Below are 14,505 nucleotides of genomic sequence, written 5' to 3' on the forward strand. Positions count from 1 at the left end.
TCCCGGACCCGGTGGGGGCGACGACGAGCGCGTCGGACTTCTCGGCCAGCGCACGCCACGCCCCGGCCTGGGCGGCTGTGGGCGCGCTGAAGGCACCCGTGAACCAGGCCCGGGTCGCGGGCGAGAATCCGTCCAGCGCCGCGGGCCCCGGCACTGCGGGCCCGGACGAGGAATTCGGCGAGGTCTGACCCATGACACCCATCGTGCACCCCGCCAGTGACAATCCAGGCTGTCGGCGGCAGGGCGCAGAATTGGAGCCATGGCGACCGGTGAGAGCGCGCGCTACTGGCAGCATCCGCGGCTGCCGGGCGTCGATCTGCTGTGCGCCCGGTATGTACGCAAGACGTTCGCGCGGCACACGCACGCCGCCTACGTCATCGCCGCCATCGCCGAGGGCGTGGAGGTCTTCGACCAGGGTGGCGGTGAGCACCGCACGGGTCCCGGCGGGCTCGCCCTCATCAACCCCGACACCCCGCACACCGGTAAGGCCGGTGTGCCCGAGGGGTGGCGTTACGACGTGCTCTATCCCGAGCCTGAGCTGGTCGCGGAGATAGCCGCCGAGACCACCGTGATCCGCGGTACTCCCGGATTCGCCGCGCCGGCCGTGGACGACGCCGCCTCCGCCCGCCTCGTCGCCCGCGTGCACCGCGCCGCCGAGCAGGGGCAGGCTCTCGCGGCGGACAGCCTGCTACGGACGACCATCGCCCGCCTGCTGAGACTGCACGGCAGCGCCCTGCCGGTCCGCGAGGTGCGTACCGCCGGCGCCCGTACGGCCGAGCGGGCCCGCGCGATCCTGGTGGAGCGGATGGCCGATCCACCCACTCTGGAACGGCTTGCCGCCGAACTGGGCACCGGGCCCTTCGCGCTGCTGCGCGCCTACCAGGAGCGATACGGAATGCCGCCGCACGCCTGGCTGACGGACGCCCGCGTGCACCGGGCGCGTGCGCTGCTGGACGCCGGGACGACGCCTGCGGAGACCGCGGTGGCCGTCGGGTTCACCGACCAGCCGCATCTGAACCGGCACTTCAGCCGGATCGTGGGGGTGCCGCCCGGTGCGTACCAGCGCGAGCGCCCGGGGCGCGGACCTGGGTGAGGGGCAGGCGAGCGGGGGTGTGCGCGGGGGCGCGCAAAAACGTACAAGACCGCTGGTGGACGCCTCGCTTAGCGTGGCACGCGTGCTGGAAAAGTCAGATCAACCTGAAATATTCCCCAGAGCGGGCCGCGGCGCGGATCCCGGCGGAGCGGATCCCCCCGACCGGGGTCCCGGTGGCCTGGGGCCCGGCGACCGCGCGGTCGTCCGTGACGCGCTGGGCGTCGGCGTCGCCGTCGGGCTGTCCGGCTTCGCCTTCGGCGTGACCGCCGCGGGCGCCGGACTCAGCGTGCCGCAGGCCTGTGCGCTCAGCCTCTTCGTCTTCACCGGCGCCTCGCAGTTCGCGCTCGTCGGGGCGCTGGCGGCGGGCGGCAATCCACTCACCGCCGCCGCCGGCGCCTTCTTCCTGGGCGTACGGAACTCCTTCTACGGCCTGCGGCTGTCCACGCTGCTGCGGCTGCCCCGCGCGGTGCGCCCGCTGGCCGCCCACTGGGTGATCGACGAAACGTCGGCCGTCGCCCTCGCACAGCCCGGGCGGCGCGCCGCCCGCATCGGCTTCACCGTGACGGGGACGACTCTCTTCCTGCTGTGGAACCTCACCACGCTGCTGGGCGCGCTGGGTGCCGAGGCGCTGGGCGACATCAACGCCTGGGGCCTGGACGCGGCCGGCCCCGCCGTCTTCCTGGCGCTGCTGGCGCCCATGCTGCGGACGGCCGCGGAGCGGGCGACGGCGGGGCTGGCGAGCGTGCTGGGCCTGTGCCTGCTGCCTGTGCTGCCGGCCGGGGTCCCGGTGCTGCTCGCGGGGCTGGCCGCGCCGGCCGTTCTGCTGCTGCGGGGACTGTTCGCGCGGCGAAGCGGGGACCGCGGGCCCGCGAGTGCGGGGGAGGAGGGACGGTGAACGTGTGGATCGCGATAGCGGCGACCGCGGTGGGCTGCTACCTGGCCAAGGTGCTCGGCCTGTCGGTGCCCGCGGGGGTGCTGGAACGGCCGTTGGTCCGGCGGCTGGCCGCACTGATTCCGGTGGCTCTGCTCGCGGCGCTGACCGCGCAGCAGACGTTCGGTGACGGCGCGGCTGTGATGGTGGACGCGAAGGCGGCGGGGCTGGCGGCGGCGGCCGGGGCGCTGCTGCTGCGCGCGCCCTTCCTGCTGGTCGTCGGTGTCGCCGTCCTGGTCACCGCGGCGGTACGCGCCCTGGGCTAGTGCCCCTCCCGGCAAGGTTTGCCCTGTCGCGCCGCCCATCACGCACCCTCGCGGCGTTGGCCGAAAGCCCTGGTAGCTCCGCTACAAGGACTTCCGGCCGCCTTGCGATCGCGTCCCCTGGGCCTGCGGCCCGGGGAGACCCCATGCTGGACGACGCTCCTTGACGGGCAAACATTGCCGGTCACGGCACTGGCTCCCGTGAACCCCGTGAGAACCGGGGCGGGATACTGGGGTCATGCGGTTGACGGACTTCTGGCAGCGGATGGCTGATCACTTCGGTGACGCCTACGCCGACTCCTTCGCGCGGGACCATGTGATGGCCGAACTCGGCGGCCGTACGGTCTGTGAGGCGCTGGACGCGGGGTGGGACGCGAAGGAGATCTGGCGGGCGGTGTGCACGGCGCTGGATGTACCGGCCGACAAGAGATGACCCGGTGCCGACGGTGCGGCCGACGGCTGTGAACTGGGGTTTTGTGAGTTATCCACAGGATTCCGGGGTGACTTGACGCAAAAATCGAACATGGATTCTCATAGGGGTCCCGGCGGGTACTCATGCGCCGGGCGTCGTCGGGGGAGGGGGATCCGGACCGATTGTCAGTGGCAGCCGCTAGCGTCATTGACGTGAAGCGATCGACTCAAGCGAACCGGGTGGCACCCATGGCAGGAACCGACCGCGAGAAGGCGCTCGAAACAGCCCTCGCGCAGATTGAACGGCAGTTCGGCAAGGGCGCCGTGATGCGCATGGGGGAGCGGCCGAACGAGCCGGTCGAGATCATCCCCACCGGGTCCACCGCCCTCGATGTCGCACTCGGCGTCGGCGGCCTGCCGCGCGGCCGCGTGGTGGAGGTGTTCGGGCCGGAGGCCTCCGGCAAGACGACCCTGACCCTGCACGCGGTGGCCAATGCCCAAAAGGGCGGCGGCACCGTCGCGTTCGTGGACGCCGAGCACGCGCTCGACCCCGAGTACGCCAAGAAGCTCGGCGTGGACACCGACGCTCTGATCCTCTCTCAGCCGGACAACGGCGAACAGGCGCTGGAAATCGTCGACATGCTGATCCGCTCCGGCGCACTGGACCTGATCGTCATCGACTCCGTCGCCGCGCTCGTACCGCGTGCGGAGATCGAGGGTGAGATGGGCGACTCGCACGTCGGCCTCCAGGCGCGGCTGATGAGCCAGGCGCTGCGGAAGATCACCGGCGCGCTCAACCACTCCAAGACCACGGCGATCTTCATCAACCAGCTGCGGGAGAAGGTCGGCGTGATGTTCGGCTCGCCCGAGACCACCACCGGTGGCCGGGCGCTGAAGTTCTACGCCTCGGTGCGGCTCGACATCCGCCGGATCGAGACGCTCAAGGACGGCACCGACGCGGTGGGCAACCGCACCCGCGTCAAGGTCGTCAAGAACAAGGTCGCTCCGCCCTTCAAGCAGGCCGAGTTCGACATCCTGTACGGGCAGGGCATCAGCCGTGAAGGCGGCCTGATCGACATGGGCGTCGAGAACGGCTTCGTCCGCAAGTCCGGCGCCTGGTACACCTACGAGGGCGACCAGTTGGGCCAGGGCAAGGAGAACTCCCGCAACTTCCTCCGTGACAACCCCGATCTGGCCAACGAGATCGAGAAGAAGATCAAGGAGAAGCTGGGCATCGGTGTGAAGCCGGAAGAGCCCACGGGCGAGCCCGGCGCGGATGCGGCGGGCGCGGGACCGGCGGCCGAGGTGGCCGACGCCGCAGCCAAGTCGGTGCCCGCACCGGCGTCGAAGGCCAAGGCGGCCAAGTCCGCCGTCGCCAAGAGCTGATCCGTGACGCGGCGCAGCCACTGGCCGGTGCGAGAAGACGGCGGTGATCCCACCTCGTCGAGGGCCGAGGTGGGATCACCGCGCATGCGGCAGGACCCCGCGCAGCGGGACCCGGTGGAGCAGGCGCGTGCGATCTGCCTGCGGCTGCTCACCGGGACGCCCCGTACCCGCCGGCAGCTTGCCGAGGCCCTGCGCAAGCGGGAGATCCCCGACGAGGCGGCCGAGGAGGTGCTCTCCCGCTTCGAGGACGTCGGGCTGATCGATGACGCCGCGTTCGCGGCCGCCTGGGTCGAGTCGCGGCACCGCGGACGCGGGCTGGCGCGCCGGGCGCTCGCCCGTGAACTGCGCACCAAGGGCGTGGACTCCGAGCTCATCGACGAGGCGGTCGGGCAGCTCGACTCCGGACAGGAGGCGGAGACCGCCCGCGCCCTGGTGGACCGCAAGCTGCGGTCCACCAGAGGCCTGGACCGGGACAAGCGCATCCGCCGCCTCGCCGGGATGCTGGCCCGCAAGGGGTACGGCGAAGGGCTCGCCCTGCGCGTGGTCAGGCGGGCGCTGGAGGAAGAGGGCGAGGACCCGGAACTGCTGGAGCAGCACCTGCCGGAATGCTGAGACCCGTCCCGGCGACGGGCCGATGAGCTAGAACCTGTCCCGGCGGGGTGTCTCGCGGGAGGCCGGTGTGCGGTCCGGGAGCGTCCCGCCGCGCAACGCGTCCACGCAGGCCCGTAGTTGTGCGGTCCGCGGCCCCGGCAGGGCGGCCACCAGATGCCCGTCGGGCCGTATCACCAGCACTGTGTGAGCCGCCGCCCCCGGGTAGTCCTCGGCCACCAGCAGTTCGGCGTGCAGCGGCAACGCCTCCACGGCGGCGACGAGTTCGGGCATCATTCCCGCTGACAGCCAGTGCCGGCTGTCCCACACGCCGGTGCCCGGCGCCACGAGCAGTACCAGCAGCTCGCCGCCCCTGCCGCCCAGCCGCCCCCGCAGCCGGCCGCGCTCCCCGGTCAAGGCGATCACCGGCACATCGTGCACGGGAGCACCCGGCGCCGTATCGACGAGCACGGTGTCGACGGCGTTCCGCGCCGGCGCCAGCGGCGAACGCCGGTACGCGGCGGGCGCCCCCAGCGGTCCACGCCCCAGATGCCCGTCGGTCAGCAGCTCCAGCGGTGTACGGGCACCACCGCCCGGCAGCATGGTGCGCAGCCCCCCGCCCGCACGCCGCACCAGCGGCAGCGCCTGGTCGACCGCCCGCAGCCGGGCGCCGACGGCGCCGCGCCGCTCCGTCTCGTAACTGTCCAGCAGGGTCTCGGTGGCGTCCCGGTCGACCCGCCGCCCCCGGGCGCCGCCCGCTTCGTGCCAGGCCAGCGCGAGCTTCCACGCCAGATTGGCGACGTCCCGCAGCCCCTCGTCCACCGACTGCACGCCCAGCGCACCGACCAGGTGTGCCGCGTCCCCGGCGAGAAAGGCGCGGTCCACGCGCCAGCGCTGGGCGAGCCGTTGGTGTGCGGTGTGCACCCCGGTGTCGAGGAGTTCGTAGGGCCCGGGAGTGGCGTGTTCGCCGTGGCCGGTGTCGTACCACTGGGCGAGCGTCGTGCCGACCCGGTCCAGCAGCGCTTCGGGAGTGACCAGTTCACCGCGCGGCGGAAGCAGCCAGTCCAGCCGCCACACTCCGCCGGGCAGTGGCCGCGCGGTCACCTCGCCGGGTGTGCCGTCGGGATCACGGTGCAGCAGTGCCTGGTCCTCCCAGGGCAGCCGGGTACGCAGTGCCGCGACAGCGTGCCGCTCGACGGCCGTGCGCCCCGTGAACCGCACGCCGAGCAGCTTCCGTACCGTCGACCGTGCCCCGTCGCAGCCCACCAGATAGCTGCCGCGCCACCACGTGCCGCCTTCGCGCCCGGCCACGCCGGACGAACCGCGAGGCCGGGTGTGCGCGGTGACCCCGGCGGCGTCCTGCTCGAGAATGTCCAGATGGCTGCCGGTCACGACCCGGGCGAGCTTCTCCCGCGCGAGGGCGGCCCGCAGGCCGCGCTCCAGCGCGTGCTGCTCCAGGTGGACCGGTGAGGTCTCCTCGGACAACTCCACGTCCTGGACGAGCTGTCGGCGCCGCTGGGTGCGCCAGCGTGTCCAACGGGTCGCCGGAATACCTGGTTCGGGTGAGGTCTGCAGCCACGCCGCGGTGTCCGGTCGCAGTAAACAGCTGCGGGCCGCGCGCGGGGCGACGTGACCGTCGCCGCTGTCCAGCACGAGTGACGGCACCCCGTACCGGGCCAGCGACAGCGACAGCGCGAGCCCGGACGGTCCGGCGCCGACGATGATGACGTCGGATTCGCTCACCCGTGCGTCTCCGGGCGGCGCCGGGCAGCACTGGCCGCACGAGCCGTTCGAGAGGGGGAAGTGGAAACGAGTGGCGCCCGGTGCACGATCACGAAACGTATGCAACCCAGTGCCAGGTCACCCGTCAAGCTGCGAGGGCGGTGGCCCGGACATGTCGTGATCTGTCCGGGCCACCGCCCCCGCAGTTCTGCCGTTCGCAGCCGTCAGGCCACGTTGCCCATGTCGGGCGCCGCCTTCTCCGCCTCGGCGACCTTGATACCGGTCTTGGCCCGGCGGCCACGCCGCTCGATCCAGTTGGCCAGCGCCGAGAGGGCGAGGCACATCGCCACATAGATGGCGCCGAAGACCAGGACGATCGGAACGTAGGGGTTCTCGCCGTCCACCAGGATGGTGTTCGCCATCTGGCGCCCCGCGTAGAGCAGCTCTTCGTAGGTGATCACGAAGCCCAGCGAGGTGTCCTTGAGGGTGACCACGAGCTGGCTGACGATCGTGGGCAGCATGGACCGTACGGCCTGCGGGATCAGCACCGTCGTCATCACCTGGGTCTTGCTCATCCCGATGGCGTACGCGGCCTCGCTCTGTCCCTTGGGCACCGACATGATGCCCGCGCGCAGCACCTCCGCCTGCACGGCGCCGTTGTAGAGGGTGAGTCCGATGACCACCGCCCACATCGGGTCGCTGGTGAAGAAGCCCACCCACAGGATGTAGATGGTGATCAGCAGCGGCACGGCTCGGAAGAGCTCGATGAATCCGGTGGCAACCCAGCTGACGGGCTTGTGCACGGACAGCCTGCCCACCGCCAGCAGCACGGCGAGCACCAGCGACAGCACGCCGCCGATCACGAAGGCCTTGAGCGTGCTGACGATGCCTTCCGCGATGGAGTTGCGCACGCCGGCGTAGTTGAAGATGTCCCACATCGCACCGTCCAGCTGGCCCTTGGCGGCCAGCCGGTAGATGACGAAGCCGACCAGGCCGATCACTGCGGCCGAGCCGATGACGGCGTACACGCGGTTGCGGACGCGGGCCTTGGGGCCGGGTGTGTCGTAGAGGACGGACGAGCTCATCGGGCGACCTCCATCCGACGCTCCAGCAGCCGGAACAGGCCGCTGATCAGGAAGACGAGGACGAGGTAGGCGAGGGCCACCCACAAGAAGATGACCATGGCGTTGAAGCCCTTGTCGCTGAGTACCTTCTGGACGCTGAAGAGTTCGGGGTTGTTGAAGGCGCCGGCGATGGCCGAGTTCTTCGTGAGCGCGATGATGATGCTGCTCAGCGGTGGCAGCACGCTGCGTGTCGCCTGAGGCAGCACGATCATCCGGAGCGTCTGCGTGAAGGTCATGCCAAGGCTGCGGGCCGCCTCCGCCTGGCCGAGCGCGACGGTGCTGATGCCGGAGCGCACCGCCTCACAGACGAAGGAGGAGGTGTAGAAGCCGAGCGCCAGCACAGCGAGGACGTAGGAGCTGATGCCGGGGAAGACGATCTGCGGCAGCACGAAGAAGGCCACCAGGAACAGCAGCGTCAGCGGGGTGTTGCGCAGCAGCGTCACCCAGGCCGTGCCGAAGGCGCGCAGGGGCGGTACGGGCGAGACCCGGAAGCCGGCTATCAGTACGCCCAGCACGAGCGCGAGCAGGGCGCTGGCCGCGGTCAGCGAGACCGTTCCGATGAATCCGTCGCGGAACAGGTCCAAGTGGTCGAGCAGAACATTCATAGGGTCTCCGCAGGGCGGTCAGGGAATGCCGCGTCCCGTACGTCCGCCCGCTCGGGCGGACGTACGGGACGCGGATGGTGCTGGTGCCGGTCGGCCTGTCGGCCGGTCAGCGCTCGAGGGCCGGCGGCTCCTCGAACTTGGAGCCGGAGCGGCCCAGCGTCGCGTCGTAGGCCTTCTTCCAGGTGCCGTCCTTCTGGTGCGCCTCGATGGCGTCCAGCACGGCGTTCTGCAGCTCCTTGTCGTCCTTCTTCAGGCCGATGCCGTAGGGCTCGTCGCTGAAGGTCTCGCCGACGACCTTGAGCTTCTTCGGGCGCTCGGCTGCGTAGCCCTTGAGGATCGCGTCGTCCGTCGTCATGGCGTCGACCTGGCCGTCGAGCAGCTGCTTGACGCAGTCGGTGTACTTGCCGAACTCGACCGGCTCGGCACCGAACTTGGACTTGTTGTCCTTGAGGTTCTGCAGCGGGGTGGCACCGGTGATCGAGCAGACCTTCTTGCCCTTGATGCTGTCCGGACCCTTGATCGACTTCTCGTCCTTGCGGACCAGCAGGTCCTGGCCGGCCATGTAGTACGGACCGGCGAAGCTGACTTGCTTCTTCCGCTCGTCGTTCATGGTGTAGGTGCCCACCATGAGGTCGACCTGACCCTTGGAGATCGCGGTCTCCCGGATCGAGGAGTCGATGGTCTTGAACTTGACGTCCTTCTCCGGGTCGAAGCCCAGGTCGGCCGCGACCATCTTGGCGACCTCGACGTCGAAGCCCTCGTACTTCTTCGAGGACGGGTCCTGGAAACCGAGGTAGGGCTGGTCGGCCTTGGCGCCGATGATCAGCTTGCCGCGCTTCTGGGCCTTCTTGATCACCGGCGAGTCGATCTTGACGTCCTTGGCGACCTTGTAGGTCGGCAGGGCCTTCTCGTTCGTGTCGCCGCCCGGCTTGTCGCCGGCGCTGCCCTTCTTGCCGCCGCAGCCGGTGGCGGACAGGGTGATGGTGAGGACCACGGCCGCCGCGGCGGCGGTCTTGCGGAACTTCATGGTGAACATCCCTTGCTTGGTGAGTCTGCGGTGTGCCGGCCGGCGGGTGTCAGTGGTGCAGGATCTTCGCCAGGAAGTCCTTGGCGCGGTCACTGCGCGGATTGTTGAAGAACTGCTCCGGAGTCGCCTCCTCGACGATCCGGCCGTCGGACATGAAGACGACCCGGTTCGCGGCGGAGCGCGCGAAGCCCATCTCATGGGTGACGACGACCATCGTCATGCCCTCCTCCGCGAGCTGCTTCATGACCTCGAGGACCTCGTTGATCATCTCGGGGTCGAGTGCGGAGGTGGGCTCGTCGAAGAGCATCACCTTGGGGTCCATCGCCAGCGCGCGGGCGATCGCCACCCGCTGCTGCTGGCCGCCGGAGAGCTGCGCCGGGTACTTGTCGGCCTGATTGCCCACGCCGACCCGGTCCAGCAGCGCGCGTGCCTTCTCCTCGGCCGCCTTCTTGTCGGTGCGCCGGACCTTGGTCTGCCCGAGCATCACGTTCTCCAGCACCGTTTTGTGTGCGAAGAGGTTGAATGCCTGGAAGACCATGCCGACGTCGGCGCGCAGCTTCGCCAGCGCCTTGCCCTCCTGGGGCAGCGGTTCGCCGTCGATCGAGATGCGGCCCGTGTCGACCGTCTCGAGCCGGTTGATGGTGCGGCACAGCGTGGACTTGCCCGACCCTGAGGGCCCGATAACGACGACGACCTCTCCGCGCGCGATGGTCAGGTCGATGTCCTGGAGCACATGCAGCGCACCGAAGTGCTTGTTGACGTTGTCCAGTACGACCAGCTCGTCCGCCGCCGGGGCGGCGTCCTTGGTCACCGATACTTCGCTCATCGGCGTGTTGCTCCGTCCTCGTCGGTTGCGAGGACACTAATGAGCCACCACCACCAGCGTCATTACATCTGAGGGGAAATTGAGGATAACGATTCAGCCGCAAGCGGGCACGATGGGAGAAGGGGGATGAAAGGGATAGTGAGGTTTCGCGCCGTAGCGTACCGGCTCCATAACAGAAACCGTTGTGCCACGGGGTACCCCTTGACTCACCTGCGCGAATACGGGTGGATGCAGTGCCGGGCCGCGCATGCGGCACTGTCTGCGCACAGCACCGCGGAGGGAGGTCCGGAGTGAGGCTGCTGCTCGTCGAGGACGACAACCACGTCGCCGCCGCGCTCTCCGCCGTACTGGCACGGCACGGCTTCGACGTCGTGCACACCCGCAGCGGCGAGGAAGCCCTGCAGGAGCTGCTGCCCTCCGAGGACGTGGAGCCCTTCGGCGTCGTGCTGCTCGACCTGGGCCTGCCGGATCAGGACGGCTTCGAGGTCTGCGGCCGGATCCGGAAGATCAGCTCCACCCCCGTGATCATGGTGACCGCGCGCGGCGGCGTACGGTCGCGGATCCACGGGCTCAACCTCGGGGCCGACGACTACGTGGTCAAGCCGTACGACACCGGCGAACTGCTCGCCCGCATCCACGCGGTCAGCCGCCGGGCGGCGAGCGAGGAGCACGCGGACGTCCAGGGCGAGGAGGGTGCCTCCGGGTCCGGCACGCTGCGGCTGGGCGCGGTGACCATCGAGCTGCCCACTCGCCAGGTGACCGTCGACGGCGTCACCGTCGCGCTCACCCGCAAGGAGTTCGACGTGCTCGCGCTGCTCGCACAGCGCCCCGGCGTCGTCTTCCGGCGGGAGCAGATCATCAGCGAGGTCTGGCGTACCAGCTGGGAGGGGACCGGGCGGACGCTCGAGGTGCATGTCGCGTCCCTGCGTGCCAAGCTGCGGCTGCCCGCGCTGATCGAGACGGTGCGCGGGGTGGGCTACCGGCTCGTCGCCCCTTCGGCGCCGACGGCGTAGCGGCTCGGGAACGACCCGGAATCGAGATGCGCAACCGACTGCTCCTGCTGCTGATCGTCCTGCTCTCCGGCGCGCTGCTCGCGCTGGGATTCCCGCTCGCCGCGAGCCAGGCCGCCGCCGAACAGCAGCGCGCCGTGGTCGATCGCATCGACGACACCGCGCGCTTCGCCGCGCTGGCGCAGTTCGTGGCCTCGCCGAGCGAGGAGAGCGAGCGTCGCAGCATCCTGCGCGAGGAGCTGGAGCGCTACCACTCCCTGTACGGCATCAACGTCGGCGTCTTCTACCGGGACGGGAACGCCATGGGCGTCGCGCCGGGCAGCTGGAAGGTCCCCGGCGATGGCCAGGGCGCCGACGCCTTCGCCGAGGCGCTCGCCGGGCGGCGCAGTCACGACCCGAAGCAGGTGTGGCCGTGGCAGGAGGGCCGGATAGCGGTCGCCTCACCCGTCATACGGGACGGTGACGTGGCCGCCGTCGTCCTCACCGACTCACCGACCGGGCAGCTGCGGTCACGGATCCTGCGGGACTGGCTGCCGATCGCGGTGGGCGAGGCCGCCGCGCTGCTGCTCGCCGTCGGAGCGGCGCTGCGCATGACGGGCTGGGTGCTGCGGCCCGTACGCACCCTGGACCGGGCCGCTCACGAGATCGCGCTGGGCCAGTACAAATGCCGGGTCGCCGCCTCGGGCGGTCCGCCGGAGCTTCAGCGGCTGGCCCGCTCGTTCAACGAGATGGCCGACAACGTCGAAGGCGTGCTGGAACAGCAGCGCGCCTTCGTGGCCGACGCCTCGCACCAGCTGCGTAACCCGCTGTCCGCACTGCTGCTGCGCATCGAGCTGCTCGGTCTGGAGCTGCCCGGGGCGGACGAGGAGTTCGCGTCCGTACAGGCCGAGGGCAAGCGGCTCGCCCGCGTGCTGGACGACCTGCTCGACCTGGCACTGGCCGAGCACGCCTCCGCCGACCTGCGGCTGACCGACGTGGCCGAGGTGGCGGCCGAGCGGGTGGAGGCGTGGCGCCCCGTCGCCGAACGCAAGGGCGTCACCCTCGCCTCGGCCGGGCAGCCCGCCGCGACCGGGTGGGCGGACCCGGTGGCGCTGTCCAGCGCGCTGGACGCGGTGGTCGACAACGCCGTCAAGTTCAGCCCCGAGGGAGAGAGCGTCACGGTGAGCGTCGCCTCCGAGGGCGAGCGCGTCACCGTGGAGGTCGCCGACGCCGGGCCGGGACTGAGCCAGTCGGAGCTGGAACGCATCGGCGACCGCTTCTGGCGCAGCAACCGCCACCAGAACGTGTCCGGCTCCGGGCTCGGCCTCTCCATCACCCGCGCGCTGCTCTCGGCGGGCGGGGCGGACATCGCCTACCGGCCCAACACGCCGCGCGGGCTGCGCGTCGTGATCACCCTGCCGCGCAGTGAGCCGTCGCCGCCGGAGGACACCGGGGAGTCGCGGCCGGCCCCGGGCGCCTGACGGCTGACGCAGCCCGTCGGCTTGACGCGGTCGGCTGGCTTCGACGCGGCCCGGCCGGGGACGCCGCAGTCCCCGGCCGGGCCGGTGATCACTCCGCGCCGTGGCCGCTCAGGCGGCTCAGGCGCAGCGTAAGGATCTGGAACGGCCGCAGCGCCACCTCGACCGAGCCGTCCGCCGCCACCTCGCGCGCCTCCGCGTCCGCGAGCGGCCGCTCCAGCAGATCCGTCTCGGTCACCGAGGTGACCGGGAGGCCGGGCGAGAGCACCGCGCGGCCACGGCCGCCGTGCGACTCGTACAGCCGCACCACCAGGTCGCCGCTGCGGTCCTCCGCCAGCTTGACCGCCTCCACCACCACCTGGTCGTTGTCCACGCTGACGAGAGGAGCGACCGGGCTGCCGCTGCCCGGCACGGTGCGCTCCGGCAGATTGATCCGGTGCCCCTCGCGTACCGCGTCGCCGACGCTCGCGCCCGGCGCGAGGGCGTAGCGCAGCCGGTGCGTGCCCTGGTCGGTCTCCGGGTCGGGATAGCGGGGCGCGCGCAGCAGGGAGAGCCGCACCGTGGTGGTCTGGCCGCCGTCCGCGCGCATCTCACGGGTGACGTCGTGCCCGTAGGTGGAGTCGTTGACCAGGGCCGCGCCCCAGCCCGGCTCCTCGACCTGGAGCCAGCGGTGCGCGCAGATCTCGAACTTCGCCGTCTCCCACGAGGTGTTGGTGTGGGTCGGTCGGAAGACGTGCCCGAACTGCGTCTCGGCCGCCGACCGGTCGGCCTTCACATCCAGCGGGAAGGCCGCCTTGAGGAACTTCTCGGTCTCGTGCCAGTCCACCTCGGTGTCGATGTCGAGCACCTTCGCGCCCGCCCGCAGAGTGAGCAGCTGGACCACGGAGGAGCCGCCGAAGGAGCGGACGACGCGCACGGTGGCCCGGTCGTCCGCCGACTCGGCGAGGGTGAGGTCGTCGGTGCCGGTGAGGTCGGTGACGTTGTGCCGGTAGAAGGCGTCCACGTCCCAGGCGTCCCAGTGGTTGGGGAAGTCGGGGTGCACCTGGAGGAGGTTGGCCGCCCCGCCCGGTGCGACGCTCTCCCGGCCCGCGTCCTCGTCGTAGGCGGATACGACCAGGCCGCGCCCGTCCACCTCGATCCGCAGCAGCCCGTTGGCCAGCAGCCAGCCGCCGTCCGGGCGTTCCTCGACCGTGACGGCCGGCCATCCGCCGACACGTTCCTGCGCGGGCGCCGCCGCGCCCGCCGCGACCCCGTCACGCGTGTGCGGGGCTGCGTTGAAGGCGAGCGGCACGTCACCCTCGCCGGCGAGCGCGGCCTGGGCGTCGGCGATGATCTGCTCGAGCTCCGCCCGTACCCGTGCGTACGTCTCGCGTGCCTCGCGGTGCACCCAGGCGATCGACGAGCCCGGCAGGATGTCGTGGAACTGGTGCAGCAGCACCGTCTTCCACAGCTGCTCCAGCTGCTCGTACGGGTAGGTGTGCCCGGTGCGTACGGCCGCGGTCGCGGCCCACAACTCGGCCTCGCGCAGCAGCGATTCGCTGTGCCGGTTGCCCTGCTTGGTCTTCGCCTGCGAGGTGTAGGTGCCGCGGTGCAGCTCCAGATAGAGCTCGCCCGCCCATACGGGCGCCTGCTCCGCGTACTCCTCGTGCGCCTTCTCGAAGAACGCCGCCGGCTTCTCCACGGTCACCCGCGGCGAGCCCTCCAGATCCCGCAGCCGCTCCGCCCGGGCCAGCATCTCCCGCGTCGAACCGCCACCGCCGTCGCCCCAGCCGAACGGCACCAGGGACCGCGAACCGGCGCCCTTCTCCCGGTAGTTGCGGGCGGCGTGCGCCATCTCCTCGCCGCCCAGGTCGGAGTTGTAGGTGTCCACCGGCGGGAAGTGGGTGAAGACGCGGGTGCCGTCGATGCCCTCCCACCAGAAGGAGTGGTGCGGGAACCTGTTCGTCTCGCTCCAGGAGATCTTCTGCGTCAGGAACCACTTCGCCCCCGCCAGCTTCACGATCTGCGGCATGGCGGCGGTGTAGCCGAAGGAGTCCGGCAGCCACACCTCCTTGGTGTCCAC

The 14,505-nt window shown here is 70.9% G+C and carries 15 protein-coding genes; 8 read left to right on the plus strand and 7 right to left on the minus strand.

Annotated features, from left to right (window positions below; genetic code table 11):
* On the minus strand, positions 1–193 hold a 193-nt coding region (locus ACRDP3_RS25520; RefSeq protein ID WP_431519352.1), incomplete at its 3' end, for a hypothetical protein.
* A 66-nt stretch (positions 194–259) separates the two neighbouring features.
* Here ACRDP3_RS25520 and ACRDP3_RS25525 point away from each other — a divergent pair.
* From ACRDP3_RS25525 to recX, 6 genes are all read left to right on the plus strand, one after another.
* On the plus strand, positions 260–1,093 hold the full coding sequence (locus tag ACRDP3_RS25525) for an AraC family transcriptional regulator (protein ID WP_431519353.1): 834 nt from the start codon (positions 260–262) through the stop codon (positions 1,091–1,093).
* Positions 1,094–1,271: 178 nt separating this feature from the next.
* Positions 1,272–1,988, plus strand: a complete 717-nt coding sequence (locus tag ACRDP3_RS25530; RefSeq protein WP_431519366.1) for an AzlC family ABC transporter permease — start codon at positions 1,272–1,274, stop codon at positions 1,986–1,988.
* Positions 1,985–2,290: an AzlD domain-containing protein gene (locus tag ACRDP3_RS25535; protein WP_431519354.1), complete on the plus strand. Its 306-nt coding sequence runs from the start codon at positions 1,985–1,987 to the stop codon at positions 2,288–2,290. Before ACRDP3_RS25530 ends, ACRDP3_RS25535 begins: the two co-directional genes overlap by 4 nt.
* A gap of 235 nt (positions 2,291–2,525) precedes the next feature.
* Positions 2,526–2,720 (plus strand): DUF3046 domain-containing protein, encoded by a 195-nt coding sequence (locus ACRDP3_RS25540; protein ID WP_431519355.1) that lies wholly within the window; start codon positions 2,526–2,528, stop codon positions 2,718–2,720.
* Positions 2,721–2,947: 227 nt separating this feature from the next.
* A complete protein-coding gene (recA, locus tag ACRDP3_RS25545) occupies positions 2,948–4,084 on the plus strand; it encodes a recombinase RecA (RefSeq protein ID WP_431519356.1) in 1,137 nt (378 codons plus the stop codon).
* A 3-nt stretch (positions 4,085–4,087) separates the two neighbouring features.
* Entirely contained in the window at positions 4,088–4,696 is a 609-nt protein-coding gene (recX, locus tag ACRDP3_RS25550) for a recombination regulator RecX (protein WP_431519357.1), read from the plus strand.
* A gap of 27 nt (positions 4,697–4,723) precedes the next feature.
* On the opposite strand, the gene ACRDP3_RS25555 is transcribed toward recX, so the two are convergent.
* From ACRDP3_RS25555 to ACRDP3_RS25575, 5 genes are all read right to left on the minus strand, one after another.
* On the minus strand, positions 4,724–6,415 hold the full coding sequence (locus ACRDP3_RS25555; RefSeq protein WP_431519358.1) for an FAD-dependent monooxygenase: 1,692 nt from the start codon (positions 6,413–6,415) through the stop codon (positions 4,724–4,726).
* Between the two features lie 203 nt (positions 6,416–6,618).
* Entirely contained in the window at positions 6,619–7,479 is an 861-nt protein-coding gene (locus ACRDP3_RS25560; protein WP_431519359.1) for an amino acid ABC transporter permease, read from the minus strand.
* Complete coding sequence (locus ACRDP3_RS25565) at positions 7,476–8,123, minus strand: amino acid ABC transporter permease (RefSeq protein WP_431519360.1); 648 nt, start codon at positions 8,121–8,123, stop codon at positions 7,476–7,478. The genes ACRDP3_RS25560 and ACRDP3_RS25565 overlap by 4 nt, the downstream gene beginning before the upstream one ends.
* A 106-nt stretch (positions 8,124–8,229) precedes the next feature.
* Positions 8,230–9,150: a glutamate ABC transporter substrate-binding protein gene (locus ACRDP3_RS25570; RefSeq protein WP_431519361.1), complete on the minus strand. Its 921-nt coding sequence runs from the start codon at positions 9,148–9,150 to the stop codon at positions 8,230–8,232.
* Between the two features lie 49 nt (positions 9,151–9,199).
* A complete protein-coding gene (locus ACRDP3_RS25575; RefSeq protein WP_431519362.1) occupies positions 9,200–9,976 on the minus strand; it encodes an amino acid ABC transporter ATP-binding protein in 777 nt (258 codons plus the stop codon).
* A 290-nt stretch (positions 9,977–10,266) separates the two neighbouring features.
* Here ACRDP3_RS25575 and ACRDP3_RS25580 point away from each other — a divergent pair, with 290 nt between their 5' ends.
* On the plus strand, positions 10,267–10,989 hold the full coding sequence (locus ACRDP3_RS25580; RefSeq protein ID WP_431519363.1) for a response regulator transcription factor: 723 nt from the start codon (positions 10,267–10,269) through the stop codon (positions 10,987–10,989).
* Positions 10,990–11,015: 26 nt separating this feature from the next.
* Positions 11,016–12,446: a sensor histidine kinase gene (locus ACRDP3_RS25585; protein WP_431519364.1), complete on the plus strand. Its 1,431-nt coding sequence runs from the start codon at positions 11,016–11,018 to the stop codon at positions 12,444–12,446.
* An 88-nt stretch (positions 12,447–12,534) separates the two neighbouring features.
* Here ACRDP3_RS25585 and ACRDP3_RS25590 read toward each other — a convergent pair.
* A partial coding sequence (locus tag ACRDP3_RS25590) for an alpha-mannosidase (protein ID WP_431519365.1) occupies positions 12,535–14,505 on the minus strand: 1,971 nt, incomplete at its 5' end.

This window comes from Streptomyces sp. (assembly GCF_050698815.1).
Classification (GTDB): Bacteria; Actinomycetota; Actinomycetes; order Streptomycetales; family Streptomycetaceae; genus Streptomyces.